Source organism: Caballeronia sp. LZ065 (assembly GCF_031450975.1).
Lineage (GTDB): Bacteria > Pseudomonadota > Gammaproteobacteria > Burkholderiales > Burkholderiaceae > Caballeronia.
In genome coordinates, this window is record NZ_JARUXV010000001.1 from 2,461,862 (window position 1) to 2,479,679 (window position 17,818).

Genomic DNA, 17,818 nt, shown 5'->3' on the forward strand with positions numbered 1-17,818 from the left:
TGCACCCTTCCACGAAACCCTTTATGTCTGATTCTGTGCTGTTTTTGAGAGACTACTATAACCCAGAAACTCCGAAAACAAATATCGCCGGAGGCGAACGAAACCGCCACAAAACCCTGATAGGACGGGCTTGGCAAGAATTTCTCACATATTTATTAAAAGCTTTGCGCACAATTTGATACGACAAAATCTTATACCGGAATCGCACGGAGTTCAGGTTTTTCTGCCGTGACGTTTCACCATTGAAACGTTTTCGCCCGTTATTCAGACCGCCTTTCCCGCAATATTTCCAACCTGCTTTACCCCTCAACGGATGCGCGCGGATGGCATGCATCTCGCTAAAGTCGTGCAATGTCGGAGCGTAAAAACGACTTATTAGCCGAACGTGCGTACAAAACTCATACGACACTCATCGTTCGCATAATCGCCTTTACCGCCGCGATGATTACTTTATTTCCAGATGTTTTTCCGGTCCGGGAATAGTTACCTTGGGTTATGTCGTCAAGATGGCACTCGATAGTTCATTCCAGCGCGCCGATTCCCGCGATACACGTTCAAGCGACCCGTTCGAGGACGACGATCCCTTCTCGCTGTGCGCCGTCCTCCGGCCGGGCGGCGCCGGCATCAGCGTGACCCTGTGGGACGAAGCCCCTCCCGCGCCGGAAGCCCCTTCGGCGCCGCTCGCGCCCGTGGCATTCGACGACGACCCGTCACCATCATGAGGTCCAAGGTCCGCGCGGGATCCGTCGGTTAGAATCGAAGCCCCGGCGGCGTGGACTGCGCGCGCCGTTTGCCCGAACTCCGACCTTCCCATGACGACGCTGACCCTGATCGTCGCCCGCGCACGCAACGGCGTGATCGGCCGCGACAACCAATTGCCCTGGCGCCTGCCCGAAGATCTCGCCTTCTTCAAGCGCACGACGATGGGCGCGCCCATCATCATGGGCCGCAAGACGCATGAATCGATCGGCCGGCCGTTGCCCGGACGGCGCAATATCGTGGTGTCGCGTGATGCCACGCGGCGCTACGCAGGCTGCGACGTCGTCACGAACCTGGAAGCCGCGCTCGCGCTCGAACCGGCGCAGGAAGCGTTTCTGATCGGCGGCGCGCAGCTTTACCAGGACGCCGTCGCGCGCGCGGACAAGCTGATCGTCACCGAGATCGACGCCGATTTCGACGGCGACACCCGCTTTCCCGCACCGGATCCCGAGCTGTGGCGGGAAGTGTCGCGTGAGCCGCACCACGCGGCGGCGCCGAATGACTTCGCGTTTGCGTTCGTGACCTACGAGCGCATCGCGCCGTCGGAATGACAAAATGACAAAAGCCCCGGCATGACCGGGGCTTTGTCTTTGCCGTGCCGAAGCCGGATAGCTTACTGACCGGCCACCGTCATCCGCTCGATCAGCACCGAACCGATCTCCTTCGTACCGCGCACGACCGTGTCCGCGCCGATCGCCTCGATGTGGCGGAACATCTCCTGCAGCGTGCTCGCCACGGTGATTTCCTCGACGGCATGCACGATCTTGCCGTTCTCGACCCAGAAGCCCGACGCGCCGCGCGAATAATCGCCGGTCACGTAGTTCACGCCCTGCCCCATCAGTTCGGTCAGCAGCAAGCCCGTGTCGAGTTTCTTGAGCATCGCTTCAAAGTCGTCTTCCGGCTTCGTGTACGTGCTGCGCATGCTCAGGTTGTGCGAGCCGCCGGCGTTGCCGGTGGTCCGCATGCCGAGCTTGCGGGCCGAATACGTCGACAGGAAATAGCCCTGCACGACGCCGTCGTCCACGACGTTGCGGCGCTGCGTACGCACGCCTTCCTCGTCGAACGGCGCGCTGCCCATGCCGCCCTTCACGTGTGGGTCCTCGACGATCTGGATATGCGGCGCGAACACCGGCTTGCCGAGGCTGTCGACCAGGAACGTGGTCTTTCGATACAGCGCGCCGCCGCTCACCGCCTGCACGAACGCGCCGAGAATGCCGGCCGCGAGCGGCGCCTCGAACAGCACGCGGCATTTGCGCGTATCGAGACTCTTCGCGCCCAGACGCGCGAGCGCGCGTTCCGCCGCGTAGCGGCCCACCCCTTCCGGCGCGGCGAGGCTGGCTGCGTCGCGCTTCGACGTGTACCAGTCGTCGCGCTGCATGTCGCGGCCCGCTGCCGCGATCGGCGCGCACGCAATGTAGTGCCGCGAGTACGGATAGCCCGCCATGAAGCCGCGCGACGTGGCGAGCACGAACTGCGAGTGCTGCGCGGAGACGCTCGCGCCTTCCGAGTTGGTCACGCGACGGTCAACCGCGAAGGCCGCAGCTTCGGCGCGGCGGGCGATGTCGGCGGCCTCTTCGGCGTCGACGTCCCACGGGTGATAGAGATCGAGATCCTGCGGCGCCTGCTCGAGCAGTTCCTCTTCGGCGAGACCCGCCGCGCTGTCCTCGGCCGTGAAGCGCGCGATGTTGTACGCGGCGGCAACCGTGTCGCGCAGCGCGTCGCGCGTGAAGTCGGCGGTGCTCGCATTGCCGCGCTTCTTGCCGATGAACACCGTCACGCCGACCATCTTGTCGCGATTGTGTTCGATGGTTTCGACTTCGCCGCGACGCACGCTGACCGAAAGACCGTCGCCTTCGGAGATTTCGGTGGCGGCATCGCTTGCGCCGAGCTCTTTCGCGTAGCGCAGGATGTCGGAGGCGATCTCCTTCAGCTCGTCCTGCGTATGCGGGAAATAGCGTTGCTTGACGTCCATGTCTGCTGCCATGTTGGTTGCCTTTGGAAGTCGGGCGCCGCGCGCCCGCGCATGTCGTGGTTGCTTCGGATTTCCCGGTTCGGCGCGCCTTCAGGCGGACGTCGAACAGCGGGACTGGCGTATCCCGCGATCATAGCAAGGAGCGCGCGCATTCACCCGTAGCTATCGCGGCCGAAGGGTGCGTGCACCCCGGACGGCGCACGGCTGCAAGCTACAATGTCGGGATGAACCGTAAAACCCGCATTCAACCGATCGATGCCGGCCGCGACGACGCGCCCGACGCCGACGATCACGGCTACGACCGTCCGAGCAAATCCCAGCTGAAGCGCGACATGCACGAGCTGCAGGAGCTGGGCGCGGCGCTCATTGCATTGCCGAAAGACGCACTGAAACGCATGCCGATGCCCGAGGCGCTCGGCGACGCCGTGCGCGAGGCGCGCCGCATCACCGATCACGAAGGCAAGCGCCGTCAGTTGCAGTATGTCGGCAAGCTGATGCGTTCGCTGCACGAAGACGAAACCGCTGCGCTGCGCACCGCGCTGGACACGTTCCGCGGCGTGAACAAGAGCGAGACCGCGCGCCTGCACTGGATCGAGCGCACGCGCGAGCAACTGCTCGCCGACGACGCCGCCTTGACCGAATTCATTAGCAAACATCCGGGTGTCGATCCGCAGGAAGGCCGCACGCTGATCCGCAATGCCCGCAAGGAGCGCGAGCAGCAGAAGCCGCCGCGCTATTACCGCGAGCTGTTCCAGTGGATCAAGACCGCGGGCGGCGTGGCAGACGATGACGACGACAGCGAAGGCCACGAGGACGACCGTGACGACGACATCGAAGCGTAATCATCCGGACGAGCTGATCGTCGGACTCGTGTCAATCAGCGACCGCGCGTCGCAGGGCGTTTATGAGGACAAGGGCTTGCCGTCGCTGGAGGCATGGCTCGGCGAAGCGCTTGCAACACCCTTCCGCGCTGAAACCCGCCTGATCCACGACGACGCCGCGACCATCTCGGCAACGCTCGTCGAACTCGTCGATACGCTCGGCTGCGACCTCGTTCTGACCACCGGTGGCACCGGCCCGTCGCGGCGCGATGTCACGCCGGAAGCCACGCTTGCGGTCGCCACGAAGCCAATGCCCGGATTCGGCGAACAAATGCGTCAGATCAGTCTGAATTTCGTGCCTACGGCGATACTGTCGCGCCAGGTTGCGGTGATCCGTGAGACGGCGGATCACGCCGCGCTGATCATCAACCTGCCGGGCCAGCCGAAGTCGATCCGCGAGACGCTCGAAGGTTTGAAGGACGCCGAAGGCACGCAGAAAGTGCCGGGCATTTTCGCGGCGGTACCGTATTGCATCGATCTGATTGGCGGGCCGTACATCGAGACGCGGCCCGACGTGGTGACCGCCTTCCGTCCGAAAAGCGCGCGGCGCGCGCCGCAGGCGTGATTACGGCGTGCCGGCCGCGGACGTGGACGCCGCCGGAATCAGAAAGTGCTGGCGGTAGTACTTGAGTTCGTCGATGGACTCGTGGATGTCGGCGAGCGCCGTGTGCATCGCGCGCTTCTGGAAGCCCTTGTAGATGGCCGGCTGCCAGCGGCGGCACAGTTCCTTGAGCGTGCTGACGTCCAGGTTGCGGTAATGGAAGAACGTCTCCAGCTCGGGCATCCAGCGCGCCATGAAGCGGCGATCCTGACAGATGGAATTGCCGCACATTGGCGACTTGCCCGGCGGCACGTACTGGCCGAGGAACTCACGAATTTGCCGCGTGGCTTCGGCTTCATCGACCGTCGACGCCTTGACGCGCTCGATCAGCCCCGAGCGGCCATGCGTGTTGCGGTTCCACTCGTCCATGCGGCCCAGCGTTTCGTCCGACTGATGGATGGCAAGCACCGGTCCTTCCACCAGCTTGTCGAGCGTCGAATTCGTCACGACCACCGCGATCTCGATGATCTTGTCGTTGTCGGGATCGAGGCCGGTCATCTCCATGTCCAGCCACACGAGATTCATGTCGCTGCGCACGAGCGTGGTGTCATCGGCGGGCTTCGCGGAGTCTGGAGCGGCGGAGAGTTCGGTCATGAAGGCGGCCTGAAGGAAAGAAAGCCACAACGGAGCGGCATCGGAATCCTTGCAGGATGTGACAACGCCGGCGCGGCCAAGAACCTATAATTCTCGCATAGTTCAATCGGAATTCCCGGATGGCCAACCTCACTCTCGCTTTCTCGACGCTGTTCGTCGTCGCCCTGGTCGGCATGGTCGCGACCAAGCTCTGGCTGGCGTCGCGCCAGATCCGCTACGTCGCCGGGCATCGCGAGAGCGTGCCGGCGCAATTCTCGGGAACCATACCGCTCGCGGCGCACCAGCGCGCAGCGGATTACACGGTCGAACGCACCCGCCTCACGATCATCGAAGTCGTCACGAGCGCGGTCGTGCTGGTCGCGCTGACGCTGCTCGGCGGCGTGCAGGCGCTCGATCTCGCGATCTCCGGCTGGCTCGGCCGCGGCTATCTCGGGCAGATCGCGCTGGTGGCGTCCGTGATCGCGATCACAAGTCTCATCGACCTGCCCTTCGACTACATCCGTCACTTCGTGGTCGAGGAAAAGTTCGGCTTCAACCGCATGTCGAAGAAACTGTTCTTCGTCGATCTCGTGAAGGGTACGGTGCTCGCCGTCGTGATCGGCGCGCCGCTGCTGCTGCTCACGCTCTGGCTGATGGATCGCGCCGGCGCCTACTGGTGGCTCTGGACCTGGATGGTCTGGGTGGCCTTCCAGCTGCTCGCGATGATCATCTATCCGAGCTTCATCGCCCCGCTGTTCAACAAGTTCGAACCGCTGAAGGACGAAGCGTTGGTCGCGCGCATCACCAACCTGATGTCGCGCACCGGCTTCGCCGCCAAGGGCCTTTTCGTGATGGACGGCAGCCGCCGTTCGGCGCACGGCAACGCGTATTTCACGGGCTTCGGCGCGGCCAAGCGCATCGTCTTCTTCGATACCCTGCTCGCGCGCCTGTCCGGCAGCGAGATCGAGGCGGTGCTCGCGCACGAGCTCGGCCACTTCAAGCGCCGTCACGTGCTGAAGCTGATGATCGTGATGTTCGGCATCAGCCTCGCCATGCTCGCGCTGCTCGGCTGGCTCGTGCAGACGGTCTGGTTCTATGAAGGGCTTGGCGTACGGCCGTCGCTCGTCGGCAGCAACAACGGCCTCGCGCTCGTGCTGTTCATGCTCGTGCTGCCCGTGTTCATGTTCTTCATCACGCCGCTCGGTAGCCTGACTTCGCGCAAGAACGAGTTCGAAGCCGATGCCTTCGCCGCCAGCCAGACCGATCCGAAAGACCTCGTGAACGCGCTCGTCAAACTCTACGAGGACAACGCCTCGACGCTCACGCCCGATCCGCTCTACACCGCGTTCTACTATTCCCATCCGCCCGCATCGCAACGCATCGACCGTCTGATGCAGCACGCCGCATGACGCGCGGCTCCGGGCGCCCGGACGTGGGCGCGCGCTTCGAAGGCACGGTGATCGCGGCGCACGGCCGTCACTATCTGGTGATGCCCGATGACGGGGGCGCCCTGTTGCAGTGCTTTCCGCGTGGCAAGAAGAGCGAAGTGGCAGTCGGCGATCACGTGATCTGCGAGCAGTCGTCGGCGGATCAGGGCGTGATCGTCGAGATCGGCGAGCGGCGCAATCTGCTGTATCGCTCGGATCAGTTCAAGTCGAAGCTGTTCGCGGCCAATCTCGATCAACTCATGATCGTGCTCGCCACCGAACCGCACTTCAGCGGCGACCTGCTCGGCCGCGCACTGGTCGCTGCGGAGGCGCACGGGCTGGAAGCGCTGATCGTGCTCAACAAGATCGATGTGGAAGGCGCGCTGCCGCTCGCGCGCGAACGGCTCGCGCCGTATCGCGAACTCGGTTACGCGGTGGTCGAACTGTCCGCGAAGCACACGCCTGGCAACGTGCATCCATTGCTCGACGCGCGCCTGAAAGACCGCTCGACGATCCTGCTCGGCCAGTCCGGCATGGGCAAATCCACTTTGGTCAACCTGCTCGTGCCCGATGCCGACGCCGCCACGCGCGAAATCTCCTCCGCGCTCAACAGCGGCCGCCACACGACCACCTTCACGCGGCTCTATAAGCTGCCCGGCGGCGGCGCGCTGATCGACTCGCCCGGCTTTCAGGAATTCGGTCTGCATCACTTGAGCGAAGGCCAGCTCGAACGCGCCTTCGCGGACTTCCGGCCGTATCTCGGCGAGTGCCGCTTCTACAACTGCCATCATCTGCATGAGCCGGGCTGTGCGGTACTCGAAGCAGTGGAAGCCGGGAAGATCCGGCCCGAACGTCACGCGCTCTACGCGCAACTGGTGCACGAAGCGAGTCAGATCGTTCGATGAAGCGTCTCACGCGCGCCCCGAACCTCATTACGGCGCAGCACTGGGTGAACGTGCTGGCGACCGCGGGCGTGCCGTGCGAATTGCACAACCGTTATCTGAATGGCGCGATGGGAGAGATCCCGGCGGATCAGTGCGCGCCGGAAATCTGGATCACCGACGACCGCGACGAAGCGCTGGCGCTGCGGCTTTTGGAGCGCGCACGAAAAGGGCCGGACGCGAACGCCCGGCCCTGGAGATGCAAGCCATGCGGTGAATGGCTGGAGCCGCAATTCACGGTGTGCTGGCAGTGCCAGACGCCACGCGATCCGCTCGACGATTGACTAGGCCAGCCAGACGGCGATGGTCAGCATGAGCAGCAACAGCATCCACAGGATCACCGCGCGCCATACGAGCCCAACCGCCGATTGCAGCGTGCGCGGCGTGCAGTCGTCGCCGACGGGCAGCGGACCGGCCTCGCCCACGGCCAGCGCTTCGACCGAAAGCGGTTCGGCGAGCGGGCCTGCGAGCCTTGCGCCGAGCGCGCCGCTGCCTGCCGCGAGCAGGACGCCTTCGTTCGCATCCGGCCATTGGCGGGCGTGATTGCGCCACGCGTAGATCGCGTCCTCGAAGTTGCCGACGATCGCAAAGCCCAGCGACGTCAACCGCGCCGGCACCCAGTCGATCACGAAGAACGCGCGCTGCGCGAACGACGAGAACTCGGCGGTACGCTCAGGATCAGGCTTCGACCACGCCCGCGCCAGATACTCGGCGATGCGATACAGCACGGCGCCTGCCGGGCCGATCGGAATCAGGAACCAGAAGAACACGCCGAATACATGCCGATGCGACGCCACGACCGCATGCACGAGCGTATGACGCACGATTTCGCTGACGGGCATGTCGACCGTATCGATGCCGGTCCACTCGGTCAGCACTTCGCGCGCGCGCGGCACGTCGTCGTTGTTGAGCGCGAGATGGATGTCGGTGAAATAGTGGCTGAACTGGCGAAAGCCCAGCGTGAAGTAGACGATGACCACGTTCCACAGGAACGCGAGCACGAAGTTGATGTGGTACAGGACGTAATAGACCAGTCCGACGACGAGCGTCCACGGCAGCACGACCACCAGCCACGCGACGATGCCGTGCTTCTGCTTGCCGGCATCGAAGCCATGTGCGGTGGATTCCGCATGGTATTGGAGCAACGCCGCGACCGGATTGTGCGGCTTGAGCGCGCGCACTTGCTCGAGGATGAGAGCCAGCAATACGGAGAAAAAAGTCATGCCAAGCGCCGAAACAGTCGGTTAGTTCGAGTTTCGCGTAACGATAGCACAGCGTTTGCGGCCTTCCACGCGCGACGTCATTGCGCGCACTGGCGCTGCGCCTGCTTGTCGTGTGCGTTGACGTTCAGGCCGCGAGGAAGCGGTAGAAATTGCGCAACATGCCAGCCGTTGCGCCCCAGATGAAATAGGTCGCCTTTCCTTCGCCCGGCACGTAGGGCATGGCAAAAAAACGACGCTCGCCGCCTTCCCAGCGGAAAACACGCACTTCGTGGTTGGCGGGATTCATCAGCCAGGCGAGCGGGACTTCGAAGATGTCGGCCACTTCGCACGTGTCGGCCTGCAGCGTGAACGGCGGCGAGACGAGTGCGACCACCGGCGTCACCTTGAAGCCCGTGCCCGTCAGGTACTCGGGCATCGCGCCGATGACCTCGCAATGTTCAGCGTCCAGTCCGACCTCTTCCTTCGCCTCGCGCAACGCCGTGGCGGCGGCATCGATGTCTTCCGGCTCGCGGCGGCCGCCCGGAAAACTGATCTGGCCAGCATGGTCCGACAGGTGATCGGCGCGTTGCGTCAGCAGCACGGTCAGGCCGCCTTCGCGCTTGACCAGCGCCACCAGCACGGAGGCCACGCGCGGGTCGCCGCCGATCGCCTTGATGCGCTGTTCGCGTTCCTCCTGCTGCCAGTCGAGTTGCACGGCGAAGCGCGCGCGCAAGCCTTCCGGCGTGAGGCGCTCGGGTGCGATGGGCGGGAGGGCTTCACCCGTCGCCGCGACAGGCATTTTTTCGGGTTCGAGGATGCGCGGAGTCGAAGTCTTGCCGGTGGACACGGATCGGTTACGGGTAAGAGACGGAAAGGAGACGGGACAGCCGAAGTCCTGATTTGAACACACCAAAGAAAAAAGCACCCGCGAGGGTGCTTTTTTCGGAGGACTCGTGCGCGGTCTTGCTGCGACGACTTACTCGGCAGCAGGCGCCGACTTGCCCTTGAAGACCAGCTTTTCCTTGATTCGAGCCGACTTGCCCGAACGCTCGCGGAGGTAGTACAGCTTTGCGCGGCGAACATCACCACGACGCTTCACGACGATGCTCGCGAGCAGCGGCGAGTAGGTCTGGAACGTACGCTCGACGCCTTCGCCCGACGAGATCTTGCGGACGATGAAGTTCGAGTTCAGGCCACGGTTGCGCTTCGCAATGACGACGCCTTCGTAAGCCTGGACACGCTTGCGCGTGCCTTCGACCACGTTCACGTTGACGATGACGGTATCGCCCGGCGCGAAGTCGGGGATGCTCTTCTCGCCCAGAACGCGTGCGATCTCTTCCTTCTCGAGTTGTTCAATCAGATTCATTACTGACTCCTTGTGCCATCTTGCCGGAGTTGTGTGCCTCAAATGGAGGCCCCGGTAGAGGATGGGTTTGCTTCAGGCGCCGATGCGACTCGACGCCCCCTGTGTCCCGCTCGTCGGCCCGAAACCTAGGCCGGTTTCGATGCTTCCTTTGCGAGTTCTGCGAGCCATGCCTCGTCGGCACGGCTCAACATCTTGCCTTTGCGCGCCCGCGCGATCAGATCGGGCCGCTTGGCGAGCGTATTGCGCAATGCTTCGCGCCTGCGCCACGCCTCGATTTCCTTGTGATGGCCGCCGAGCAGCACATCCGGGACACGCACGCCGTCGTACTCTTCAGGCCGCGTGTAGTGCGGACAATCCAGCAAAGTGTCCACGAAACTGTCCTGCACCGCCGATTGCGCGTCATTCAGCACGCCGGGCAGATGCCGGACCACGGCGTCCATCAGCGCCATGGCAGGAAGTTCACCGCCGGACAGCACGAAGTCGCCGAGGCTCACTTCTTCGTCCACTTCGCGATCGATCAGACGCTGGTCGATGGCTTCGTAACGGCCGCACAGCAACACCAGACCGGGCTCTTGAGCGAACTGCATCACGCGTTCATGGTCAAGCGTGGCGCCTTGCGGCGACAACATCACGACGCGCGTCGCCGCGATGCCCTGCTCGCGCTGCGCGGCTTTCGCCGCGTGCAGCGCGGCTTCCAGCGGACGCGCCAGCATGACCATGCCGGGGCCGCCGCCATAGGGGCGATCGTCGACGGTGCGGTAGTTGTCGGTCGTGAAATCACGTGGATTCCACGTGCGCAGACCGAACCGCTCCTGCTTGACCGCCCGGCTGGTGATGCCCCAGTCGGTCAGCGCGCGAAACATTTCGGGAAAGAGCGTCACGACATCGAACTGCATCGCTCTCTCCGTAACGTGCCGAGGTTCAAAAGTCGGCGTCCCAGTCCACGACGATACGCTTCGCCGCGCGGTCCACCGTCTTCACATACACGCCGACAAACGGAATCAACCGCTCGCCGGTGATGGGCGTGCCATCCTTGCTGGTGTCCGGATACTCGATCCGCAGGATGGAATGTGCGCCGTTGTCGATCAGATCTGCGACGCGGCCCAAGGCCACGCCGGCTTCATTTTCGACATCCAGGCCGAGCAGGTCGACCCAGTAGAATTCGTCTTCGCTGGCGAGCTTCGGGAAATCGCTGCGCGCGATATGCACCGTATGCCCTTTCAGCGACATGGCCAGATCGCGGTCATCACACCCGTCCAGGCGCGCGACGATGGTGTCGGCGTGCACCTTGGACTGCATGCAGCGTGCGGACTTGCGTTCGCGGCCCTTCACGAGCCACCAGCGCTTCGCGCTCAGCAAGGCATCGCCGCCCTGCTTGCCGCCGGCGTGCGGGACGATCTTGACCCAGCCCTTGAGACCGTAGGCGTCGGCAATGAAACCGACTTCAACGGCGTCTTCAGGCAAAGCCTCGACCGGCTCGATTGCGCCGTCGGTCTGGGTACCACTCGAAACTCTGCCACTCGAAACGTCGGTCGCCACGCGGCGCCCGCCCGGCTTGCGGACGAATGCACCAAACGTGGCGGAACCTTCATCTTGCCCCGGCTGCGGCTGACCGATGCTTCCAGCAGCGCGTCCGGATTTTGAATCGCGCGTGGACATCGGCGAGCCTTTGGGCAGGTTTCGAGCGTTGTGTTGCGTGGTCTAAGTCAGCGTGCGCAGCGACTTAGGCAGCCGGCTGAGCTTGCTGAGCCTGCTTGACCAGGCGCTCGACCGTCGGCGACAGTTGTGCGCCGACTTCCTTCCAGTACGTCAGGCGGTCCTGAGCGATACGGAGCGATTCGCCCTTCGTGGCGACCGGGTTGTAGAAACCCACGCGCTCGATGAAGCGGCCGTCACGACGGCTACGCGAGTCAGTTGCGACGATGTTGTAGAACGGGCGCTTCTTCGAGCCGCCACGAGCCAAGCGGATGATGACCATGCTGAAATCCTTGAAAACCGGGGTTCGGAACAACGAGAACAGGCGATTATAGCCGGATTTCACTGCGCCACCAAACACTTGAAGCATTTTTTGAATGCAGGGCTGTGCGAAGGATCGCTTCGCGAGTTTCACGGATACCGGGAATCGGTCCTGTGCGGCATCGTGGCATCGGCGTCCGGGGCGCGCGCGGGCGTAAAATGAGGCCCGCACTCCCGCCGCATTCTCCTTTACCACCGCCTTCGCTGATGACTTCCTCGTCCGTCGCCACGCCCTCCGGCTCGAAGCCTGCCGGCAAGCAAGTCCCGCCCTATTTCCGTTCGAAGACGCTCACCGCGGCGCTCGCCTTCCTGTTCGGCTCGATCGGCCTGCATCGTTTTTATCTGTATGGACTGCGCGACAAATATGGTTGGGCGCATATCGTCGGCATCGTGCTGGGGGCGTTCGGCTATCTGCTACTGAAGGAAACCGAGCGCGCCTCACTGCTCGGCTGGGCGCTGGCCTTTCCAGGAGCCGTTTCGCTGCTGGCGGCGTTTCTCTCGGCCATCGTCTACGGACTGCGCCCCGATGCCAAATGGGATGCGCAGTTCAACGCGCACACCGGACGCCAAAGCCGCTCCGGCTGGACCGTGATCTTCATCGTGATTTTTTCGCTGCTGATCGGCGCGTTCCTGCTGATGACCGGCCTCGCACTGACCTTCCAGACATACTTCGAAGGCCAGGTCCAGGCGGCCAAGACGCTGTCGCAATAAGCTTCAGAACAGGTCGAACTGAGGATTCGGCGGGACCGCTGTCGCCTTCGCGGCTGCGGTCTGGTTTTCCGGGCGCCGGAACTCGGACATATCAAGAATGCCGCGCTGCCGCGCGTTCAGTCCAAGCCGCCGGGTTGCCTGGCGAAAACGCTGCCGCAGCATGTCGGCCCATAGGCCCTCGCCTTTCATGCGCGTCGAGAAGTTCGAGTCGTAGTCCTTGCCGCCGCGCATGTCGCGCACGCGGCCCATCACGCGATCCGCGCGATCCGGAAAGTGCGCCGCGAGCCAGTCCTTGAACAGCGGCGCGACTTCCCACGGCAAGCGCAGCACGATGTAGCTCGCGCTCGTCGCACCGGCCTCCGCACAAGCCTCCAGCACGCGCTCCAGGTCCGGCTCCGTGACGAACGGAATCACCGGTGCGATGCTGACGCCCACCGGAATGCCCGCATCGGCGAGCGCGCGCACCGTGCGCAAACGCCGCGAAGGCGTCGATGCACGCGGCTCCAGCGTGCGCGCGATCTCCGCGTCCAGCGTCGTGATGGTGATGGCGGCCATGAATTGCCCGCGCTCCGCCATGGGTGCGAGCAGGTCGATGTCGCGTTCGATCAGCGAGTTCTTCGTGATGGCCGCGAATGGATGGCCGCAGTCGTGCAGCACTTCGATCACGCGCCGCGTCAGCCGCAAGTCGCGCTCGACGGGCTGATAGGCATCCGTATTCACGCCGAGCGCGATAGGCTCGGGTTCGTAATTCCGCTTCGCGAGTTCGCGCTTGAGCAGTTCGGGCGCGTTGATCTTTGCGTAGATGCGGCTCTCGAAATCGAGCCCGGGCGACAGCCCGAGATAACTGTGCGTAGGCCGCGCGAAGCAGTAGATACATCCGTGCTCACACCCCCGGTAAGGGTTGAGCGAGACTGAAAACGGGATGTCCGGCGAGCTGTTGCGGGTGAGGATGCTTTTCGCGCGCTCTTCGAAAATCTGCGTGCGCAGCGGCGGCGCGCCGTTTTCCTCGCCTTCGACGCTATGCAGCCAGCCGTCGTCGACACGCTCGCGCTCGTCCTTCTCGTAACGCCCCTGAAGGTTCGTGACCGCACCGCGCCCTTTCAGCGGCGCGGGCGGCGCGACAGGATATTCACGGTCGGGCGATGACATTGCAGCAAATCCGTCAAACAATACTGTACAAATATACAGTAGTCGGACGGCAACGCAAGCGAAGAATCACACCTCGACGAGGATCTTCAACGTCTCCTTGATTTCCTCCATCACGACATAGCTCTTCGACTGCACCGCGCCCGGCAATTGCAGCAGGATGTCGCCGAGCAGCTTGCGGTAGTCGGCCATCTCGCCGATACGCGCCTTGATCAGATAGTCGAAGTCGCCGGAGACGAGATGGCATTCGAGCACCTCGGGAATCTTCTGCACCTCGCGGCGAAATTTCTCGAACATGTTGCCGCTCTTGTGATCGAGCGTGATTTCCACGAACACCAGCAGCGCCGCGCCCAGTTCAGCGGGATTCACGCGCGCGTAATAGCCGGTGATGACGCCATCGCGCTCCATGCGCCTGACGCGCTCGATGCACGGCGTCACCGAAAGCCCCACACGCTCCGCGAGGTCCTTCATCGCGATGCGGCCGTCCTCCTGAAGGAGGTTCAGGATCTTGTGATCGAGCTTGTCGAGCGTGCGCACGGGATTTCGCTGCGTTCTCATGTGTTTTTCCTGAAAACCGTCTAAATACAATAACTAAAACTGCCTCGATATCCATACCATAGTCGATAACACTATACGAGCTTCAGATAGCCGCGTCGATCCACTTAAAGCACGCGCATTCGGAAGCGTCACCGAATCGGGTCGGAGTTCTCATGCGAATCGTTATTCTCGGAAGCGGCGTCGTTGGCGTGACGAGCGCCTATTACCTCGCACGCGCGGGCCACGACGTCACGGTTATCGACCGCGAAGCGGGCCCCGCGCTCGAAACGAGTTTTGCGAACGCCGGACAGATTTCGCCGGGTTATGCGTCGCCGTGGGCCGCGCCAGGCGTGCCGCTCAAGGCGGTGAAATGGATGTTCGAGAAGCACGCGCCGCTCGCCATCCGTCTCGACGGCACGATGAACCAGCTGCAATGGATGTGGCAGATGCTGCGCAACTGCACGCAGGATCGCTACACGGTCAACAAGGGCCGCATGGTGCGCCTCGCCGAATACAGCCGCGACTGCCTGCAGGCGCTGCGCGCCGACACCGGCATCCAGTACGAAGGCCGCACCGGCGGCACGCTGCAGCTGTTCCGCTCGCAACAACAGTTCGATGGCGCCGGCAAGGACATCAACGTGCTGAAGGAAGCCAACGTGCCGTTCGAACTGCTGACCGCGGACGAATTGAAGAAAGCCGAGCCCGCGCTCGCCGCCGTGTCGCACAAGCTGACAGGCGGGCTGCGTCTGCCGAACGACGAAACCGGCGACTGCCAGATGTTCACGACGCGTCTCGCCGCGATGGCCGAGGCGCTCGGCGTCAAGTTCCGCTACAACACGTCCATCGACGCGCTGCTCGTCGCCAACGGCCGCATCGCGGGCGTGCAGTGCGGCCAGGAAAGGGTGACGGCTGATTCGTATGTCGTCGCGCTCGGTTCCTATTCGCCGAAGCTGCTCCGCGATCTCGTGAAGATTCCGGTCTATCCGCTGAAGGGCTATTCGCTCACCGCGCCGATCGTCGATGCCGAGCGTGCGCCGGTCTCCACTGTGCTCGACGAAACCTACAAGATCGCCATCACGCGTTTCGACGACCGCATCCGCGTCGGCGGCATGGCGGAGATTGTCGGTTACAGCAAGGAACTGAAGCAGGCGCGCCGCGAGACGCTGAAAATGTGCGTGAACGACCTGTTCCCCGGCGGCGGCGATACCGCGAAGGCCAGCTTCTGGACCGGCCTGCGCCCGATGACGCCGGACGGCACGCCGATCGTCGGCCGTACCCGCGTGCCGAACCTGTTCCTCAACACGGGTCACGGCACACTGGGCTGGACGATGTCGTGCGGTTCGGGCCAGTTGCTGGCGGATCTGATGTCGGGCAAACAGCCCGCCATCCGTGCCGATGACCTCTCGGTGCATCGCTATGAAGGCGACGTCGGCGTGAACGGCCGGCCGGGCTACGCGAACGCGTGAGCTTTCGAAGCATCAAACAAAAACGGCGCCTTCAACGGCGCCGTTTGTCTTTCCTAGAACTGGTCTTCGCTCAAGGCGAGCACACCTTCACGGCCATTCGCGCTGACGATCGACGCCTCGATGCCCGGCGCCAGCGACAGGATATGCTCCGCGAAAAATTCCGCCGTCGCGATCTTCGCTGTATGGAAACGTTCGTCCTCCGACCGCTTCGCGTGCGAGACGAGCATCGCGCGCGCCAACTGCCATCCGCACAGCACGACGCCCGCCAGCCGCAGATATGGCACGCTGCCTGCGAACACCGCGTTCGGATCGCTCTTGACCTTCGCGATGACAAACTCGATCGCGCGCGCCAGCGACAGCGATCCCGCGCTCAGATGCCGATGCATCGACTTGAACGGCTGGCCCTCGATCTCCGCGAGCGCCGCGATGGTCTGGTCGATCTGCGCGAGCAATGCTTGCGCGGTGCGGCCGCCGTCGCGCACGGTCTTGCGGCCGACGAGATCGTTCGCCTGGATCGCAGTCGTGCCTTCGTAGATCGGCAGGATGCGGGCATCGCGATAATGCTGTGCCGCGCCCGTTTCCTCGATGAAACCCATGCCGCCATGCACCTGCACGCCGAGGCTCGCGACATCGACGGACATCTCCGTGCTGAAACCCTTCACGATCGGCACGAGATACTCGTAGATGGCTTGATGACTCTGGCGCGCGGCGTCATCGGCATGAGCGTGGGCCAGATCGCTATGCGACGCCGCCACATACGCCAGCGCGCGAGCGCCTTCGGTATAGGCGCGCATCGTCGAGAGCATGCGGCGCACGTCCGGATGATGAATGATGGTCACCGGCGCCCGTGCGCTGCCGTCCACGGGACGGCTCTGCACGCGTTCCTTCGCGTAGGCCACGGCCTGTTGGTACGCGCGTTCCGCCACCGCGATGCCCTGCATGCCCACCGCGAAACGCGCCGCGTTCATCATGATGAACATGTATTCGAGCCCGCGATTCTCCTCGCCGATCAGATGTCCTTCCGCCCCGCCGTGATCGCCGTACTGCAGCACCGCGGTCGGGCTCGCCTTGATGCCCAGCTTGTGCTCGATCGACACGCAGTGCACGTCGTTGCGCGCGCCGAGCGAGCCGTCGTCGTTGACGAGGAACTTCGGCACGACGAACAGCGAGATGCCCTTCACGCCTTCGGGCGCGTCGGGCGTGCGTGCGAGCACGAGATGCACGATGTTCTCCGCCATGTCGTGCTCGCCGTACGTGATGAAGATCTTCGTGCCGAACAGCTTGTACGTGCCGTCGCCCTGCGGTTCGGCGCGCGTGCGCACCAGCGCGAGATCGGAACCGGCCTGCGGCTCGGTCAGGTTCATCGTGCCGGTCCATTCACCCGAGATGAACTTCGGCAGATAGCGCGCCTTCTGTGCGTCGCTTCCAGCCGTGAGCAATGCTTCGATGGCGCCATCGGTCAGGAGCGGACACAGCGCGAAGGAGAGATTCGCCGAGTTGAGCATTTCGATGCATGGCGTGGCGATCAGCTTCGGCAAGCCCTGCCCGCCGAAGTCCGCCGGATGCACCACGCCCTGCCAGCCGCCCTCCGCGAACTGCCGGAAGGCCTGTTTGAAACCGGGCGTCGTGGTGACTTCGCCGTTGGCCCACGCGCTGGGTTCGCGGTCGCCTGCGACGTTCAGCGGCGCAATCACCTCGCCGCAAAAGCGCGCCGCTTCCTCGACGACCGCCTGCGCGGTCTCGAAGCCTGCGTCTTCGTGACCGGGCAGCGCGGCGATGCCGTCGAGATCGGCCAACTCCTTCATCACGAACAACATGTCCTTGAGCGGGGCGTGGTAGCTCATCGTCCTGTCTCCTCCCTTACCTCGATAGCCGAAAAAAAGGGCGCAACATCCGTCGCGCCCTCGTTCGTGTCATGGCGAATGCGATTCACCCAGCGCGGCTTCAGCCCAGCTCTTTCACCAGTTCCGGCACGACCGCGAAGAGATCGCCGACGAGACCGTAATCGGCCACGCTGAAGATCGGCGCTTCCGCGTCCTTGTTGATCGCGACGATCACCTTGCTGTCCTTCATGCCCGCCAAGTGCTGGATCGCACCCGAGATGCCCACTGCCACGTACAACTGCGGCGCGACGATCTTGCCCGTCTGGCCCACCTGGAAGTCGTTCGGCACGTAGCCGGCATCGACCGCCGCGCGCGATGCGCCCAGCGCCGCGCCCAG

21 protein-coding genes are annotated in these 17,818 nt (G+C 63.6%); 9 read left to right on the forward strand and 12 right to left on the reverse strand.

Annotated elements, in window-relative coordinates:
• Positions 1 to 488: 488 nt before the first annotated feature.
• Both QCE63_RS11350 and QCE63_RS11355 read left to right on the forward strand, forming a co-directional pair.
• Positions 489 to 722 (forward strand): hypothetical protein, encoded by a 234-nt coding sequence (locus QCE63_RS11350; protein ID WP_309832921.1) that lies wholly within the window; start codon positions 489 to 491, stop codon positions 720 to 722.
• A 90-nt stretch (positions 723 to 812) separates the two neighbouring features.
• Positions 813 to 1,310: a dihydrofolate reductase gene (locus QCE63_RS11355; protein ID WP_309832923.1), complete on the forward strand. Its 498-nt coding sequence runs from the start codon at positions 813 to 815 to the stop codon at positions 1,308 to 1,310.
• Positions 1,311 to 1,372: 62 nt separating this feature from the next.
• Here QCE63_RS11355 and pmbA read toward each other — a convergent pair whose 3' ends face one another.
• The gene (gene pmbA / locus QCE63_RS11360) at positions 1,373 to 2,743 is read right to left on the reverse strand and encodes a metalloprotease PmbA (protein ID WP_309832924.1); all 1,371 of its coding nucleotides are present in this window, start codon (positions 2,741 to 2,743) and stop codon (positions 1,373 to 1,375) included.
• 212 nt (positions 2,744 to 2,955) lie between these two features.
• Here pmbA and yjgA point away from each other — a divergent pair, with 212 nt between their 5' ends.
• On the forward strand, positions 2,956 to 3,573 hold the full coding sequence (gene yjgA, locus QCE63_RS11365) for a ribosome biogenesis factor YjgA (protein WP_309832926.1): 618 nt from the start codon (positions 2,956 to 2,958) through the stop codon (positions 3,571 to 3,573).
• On the forward strand, positions 3,518 to 4,177 hold the full coding sequence (mog, locus tag QCE63_RS11370) for a molybdopterin adenylyltransferase (protein ID WP_309832927.1): 660 nt from the start codon (positions 3,518 to 3,520) through the stop codon (positions 4,175 to 4,177). The genes yjgA and mog overlap by 56 nt, the downstream gene beginning before the upstream one ends.
• Here the strand turns inward: mog and orn are convergent, their stop codons facing one another.
• A complete protein-coding gene (orn, locus tag QCE63_RS11375) occupies positions 4,178 to 4,807 on the reverse strand; it encodes an oligoribonuclease (RefSeq protein ID WP_309832928.1) in 630 nt (209 codons plus the stop codon). It abuts the gene before it with no gap.
• 119 nt (positions 4,808 to 4,926) lie between these two features.
• On the opposite strand from orn, the gene QCE63_RS11380 reads away from it, so the two are divergent.
• Genes QCE63_RS11380 through QCE63_RS11390 form a run of 3 tightly spaced genes read left to right on the forward strand, consistent with a single transcriptional unit; the run spans position 4,927 to position 7,438 of the window.
• Positions 4,927 to 6,195 carry a M48 family metallopeptidase gene (locus QCE63_RS11380; protein ID WP_309832929.1) on the forward strand — a complete coding sequence of 423 codons (1,269 nt, stop codon included), beginning with the start codon at positions 4,927 to 4,929 and terminating at the stop codon, positions 6,193 to 6,195.
• Entirely contained in the window at positions 6,192 to 7,118 is a 927-nt protein-coding gene (gene rsgA, locus QCE63_RS11385; RefSeq protein ID WP_309832930.1) for a ribosome small subunit-dependent GTPase A, read from the forward strand. The genes QCE63_RS11380 and rsgA overlap by 4 nt, the downstream gene beginning before the upstream one ends.
• A complete protein-coding gene (locus QCE63_RS11390; protein WP_309832931.1) occupies positions 7,115 to 7,438 on the forward strand; it encodes a DUF2007 domain-containing protein in 324 nt (107 codons plus the stop codon). Before rsgA ends, QCE63_RS11390 begins: the two co-directional genes overlap by 4 nt.
• Here the strand turns inward: QCE63_RS11390 and QCE63_RS11395 are convergent, their stop codons facing one another.
• From QCE63_RS11395 to rpsP, 6 genes are all read right to left on the reverse strand, one after another.
• On the reverse strand, positions 7,439 to 8,377 hold the full coding sequence (locus QCE63_RS11395; protein WP_309832932.1) for a CobD/CbiB family protein: 939 nt from the start codon (positions 8,375 to 8,377) through the stop codon (positions 7,439 to 7,441).
• Positions 8,378 to 8,501: 124 nt separating this feature from the next.
• Positions 8,502 to 9,155 carry a CoA pyrophosphatase gene (locus tag QCE63_RS11400; RefSeq protein WP_309833781.1) on the reverse strand — a complete coding sequence of 218 codons (654 nt, stop codon included), beginning with the start codon at positions 9,153 to 9,155 and terminating at the stop codon, positions 8,502 to 8,504.
• A gap of 177 nt (positions 9,156 to 9,332) precedes the next feature.
• Complete coding sequence (rplS, locus tag QCE63_RS11405; RefSeq protein ID WP_309832933.1) at positions 9,333 to 9,722, reverse strand: 50S ribosomal protein L19; 390 nt, start codon at positions 9,720 to 9,722, stop codon at positions 9,333 to 9,335.
• Between the two features lie 125 nt (positions 9,723 to 9,847).
• Positions 9,848 to 10,618: a tRNA (guanosine(37)-N1)-methyltransferase TrmD gene (gene trmD, locus QCE63_RS11410; RefSeq protein ID WP_309832934.1), complete on the reverse strand. Its 771-nt coding sequence runs from the start codon at positions 10,616 to 10,618 to the stop codon at positions 9,848 to 9,850.
• A 25-nt stretch (positions 10,619 to 10,643) separates the two neighbouring features.
• Positions 10,644 to 11,381, reverse strand: a complete 738-nt coding sequence (rimM, locus tag QCE63_RS11415) for a ribosome maturation factor RimM (protein WP_309832936.1) — start codon at positions 11,379 to 11,381, stop codon at positions 10,644 to 10,646.
• A 64-nt stretch (positions 11,382 to 11,445) separates the two neighbouring features.
• Positions 11,446 to 11,700 carry a 30S ribosomal protein S16 gene (rpsP, locus tag QCE63_RS11420; RefSeq protein ID WP_309811632.1) on the reverse strand — a complete coding sequence of 85 codons (255 nt, stop codon included), beginning with the start codon at positions 11,698 to 11,700 and terminating at the stop codon, positions 11,446 to 11,448.
• A 245-nt stretch (positions 11,701 to 11,945) separates the two neighbouring features.
• Between rpsP and QCE63_RS11425 the strand changes: the two genes are divergently transcribed.
• A complete protein-coding gene (locus QCE63_RS11425; RefSeq protein ID WP_309832937.1) occupies positions 11,946 to 12,449 on the forward strand; it encodes a hypothetical protein in 504 nt (167 codons plus the stop codon).
• 3 nt (positions 12,450 to 12,452) lie between these two features.
• On the opposite strand, the gene QCE63_RS11430 is transcribed toward QCE63_RS11425, so the two are convergent.
• Together QCE63_RS11430 and QCE63_RS11435 are read right to left on the reverse strand one after the other, a co-directional pair.
• Positions 12,453 to 13,598 (reverse strand): PA0069 family radical SAM protein, encoded by a 1,146-nt coding sequence (locus QCE63_RS11430; RefSeq protein WP_309832938.1) that lies wholly within the window; start codon positions 13,596 to 13,598, stop codon positions 12,453 to 12,455.
• A 66-nt stretch (positions 13,599 to 13,664) separates the two neighbouring features.
• Complete coding sequence (locus QCE63_RS11435; protein ID WP_309832940.1) at positions 13,665 to 14,153, reverse strand: Lrp/AsnC ligand binding domain-containing protein; 489 nt, start codon at positions 14,151 to 14,153, stop codon at positions 13,665 to 13,667.
• Between the two features lie 152 nt (positions 14,154 to 14,305).
• On the opposite strand from QCE63_RS11435, the gene QCE63_RS11440 reads away from it, so the two are divergent.
• Positions 14,306 to 15,598, forward strand: coding sequence for a D-amino acid dehydrogenase (locus QCE63_RS11440; protein WP_309832941.1), 1,293 nt, complete (start codon positions 14,306 to 14,308; stop codon positions 15,596 to 15,598).
• Positions 15,599 to 15,651: 53 nt separating this feature from the next.
• Here QCE63_RS11440 and QCE63_RS11445 read toward each other — a convergent pair whose 3' ends face one another.
• Positions 15,652 to 17,442: an acyl-CoA dehydrogenase gene (locus QCE63_RS11445; RefSeq protein ID WP_309832942.1), complete on the reverse strand. Its 1,791-nt coding sequence runs from the start codon at positions 17,440 to 17,442 to the stop codon at positions 15,652 to 15,654.
• A gap of 100 nt (positions 17,443 to 17,542) precedes the next feature.
• The coding region (locus QCE63_RS11450; protein WP_309832943.1) for an FAD-binding protein at positions 17,543 to 17,818 on the reverse strand (276 nt) is incomplete at its 5' end.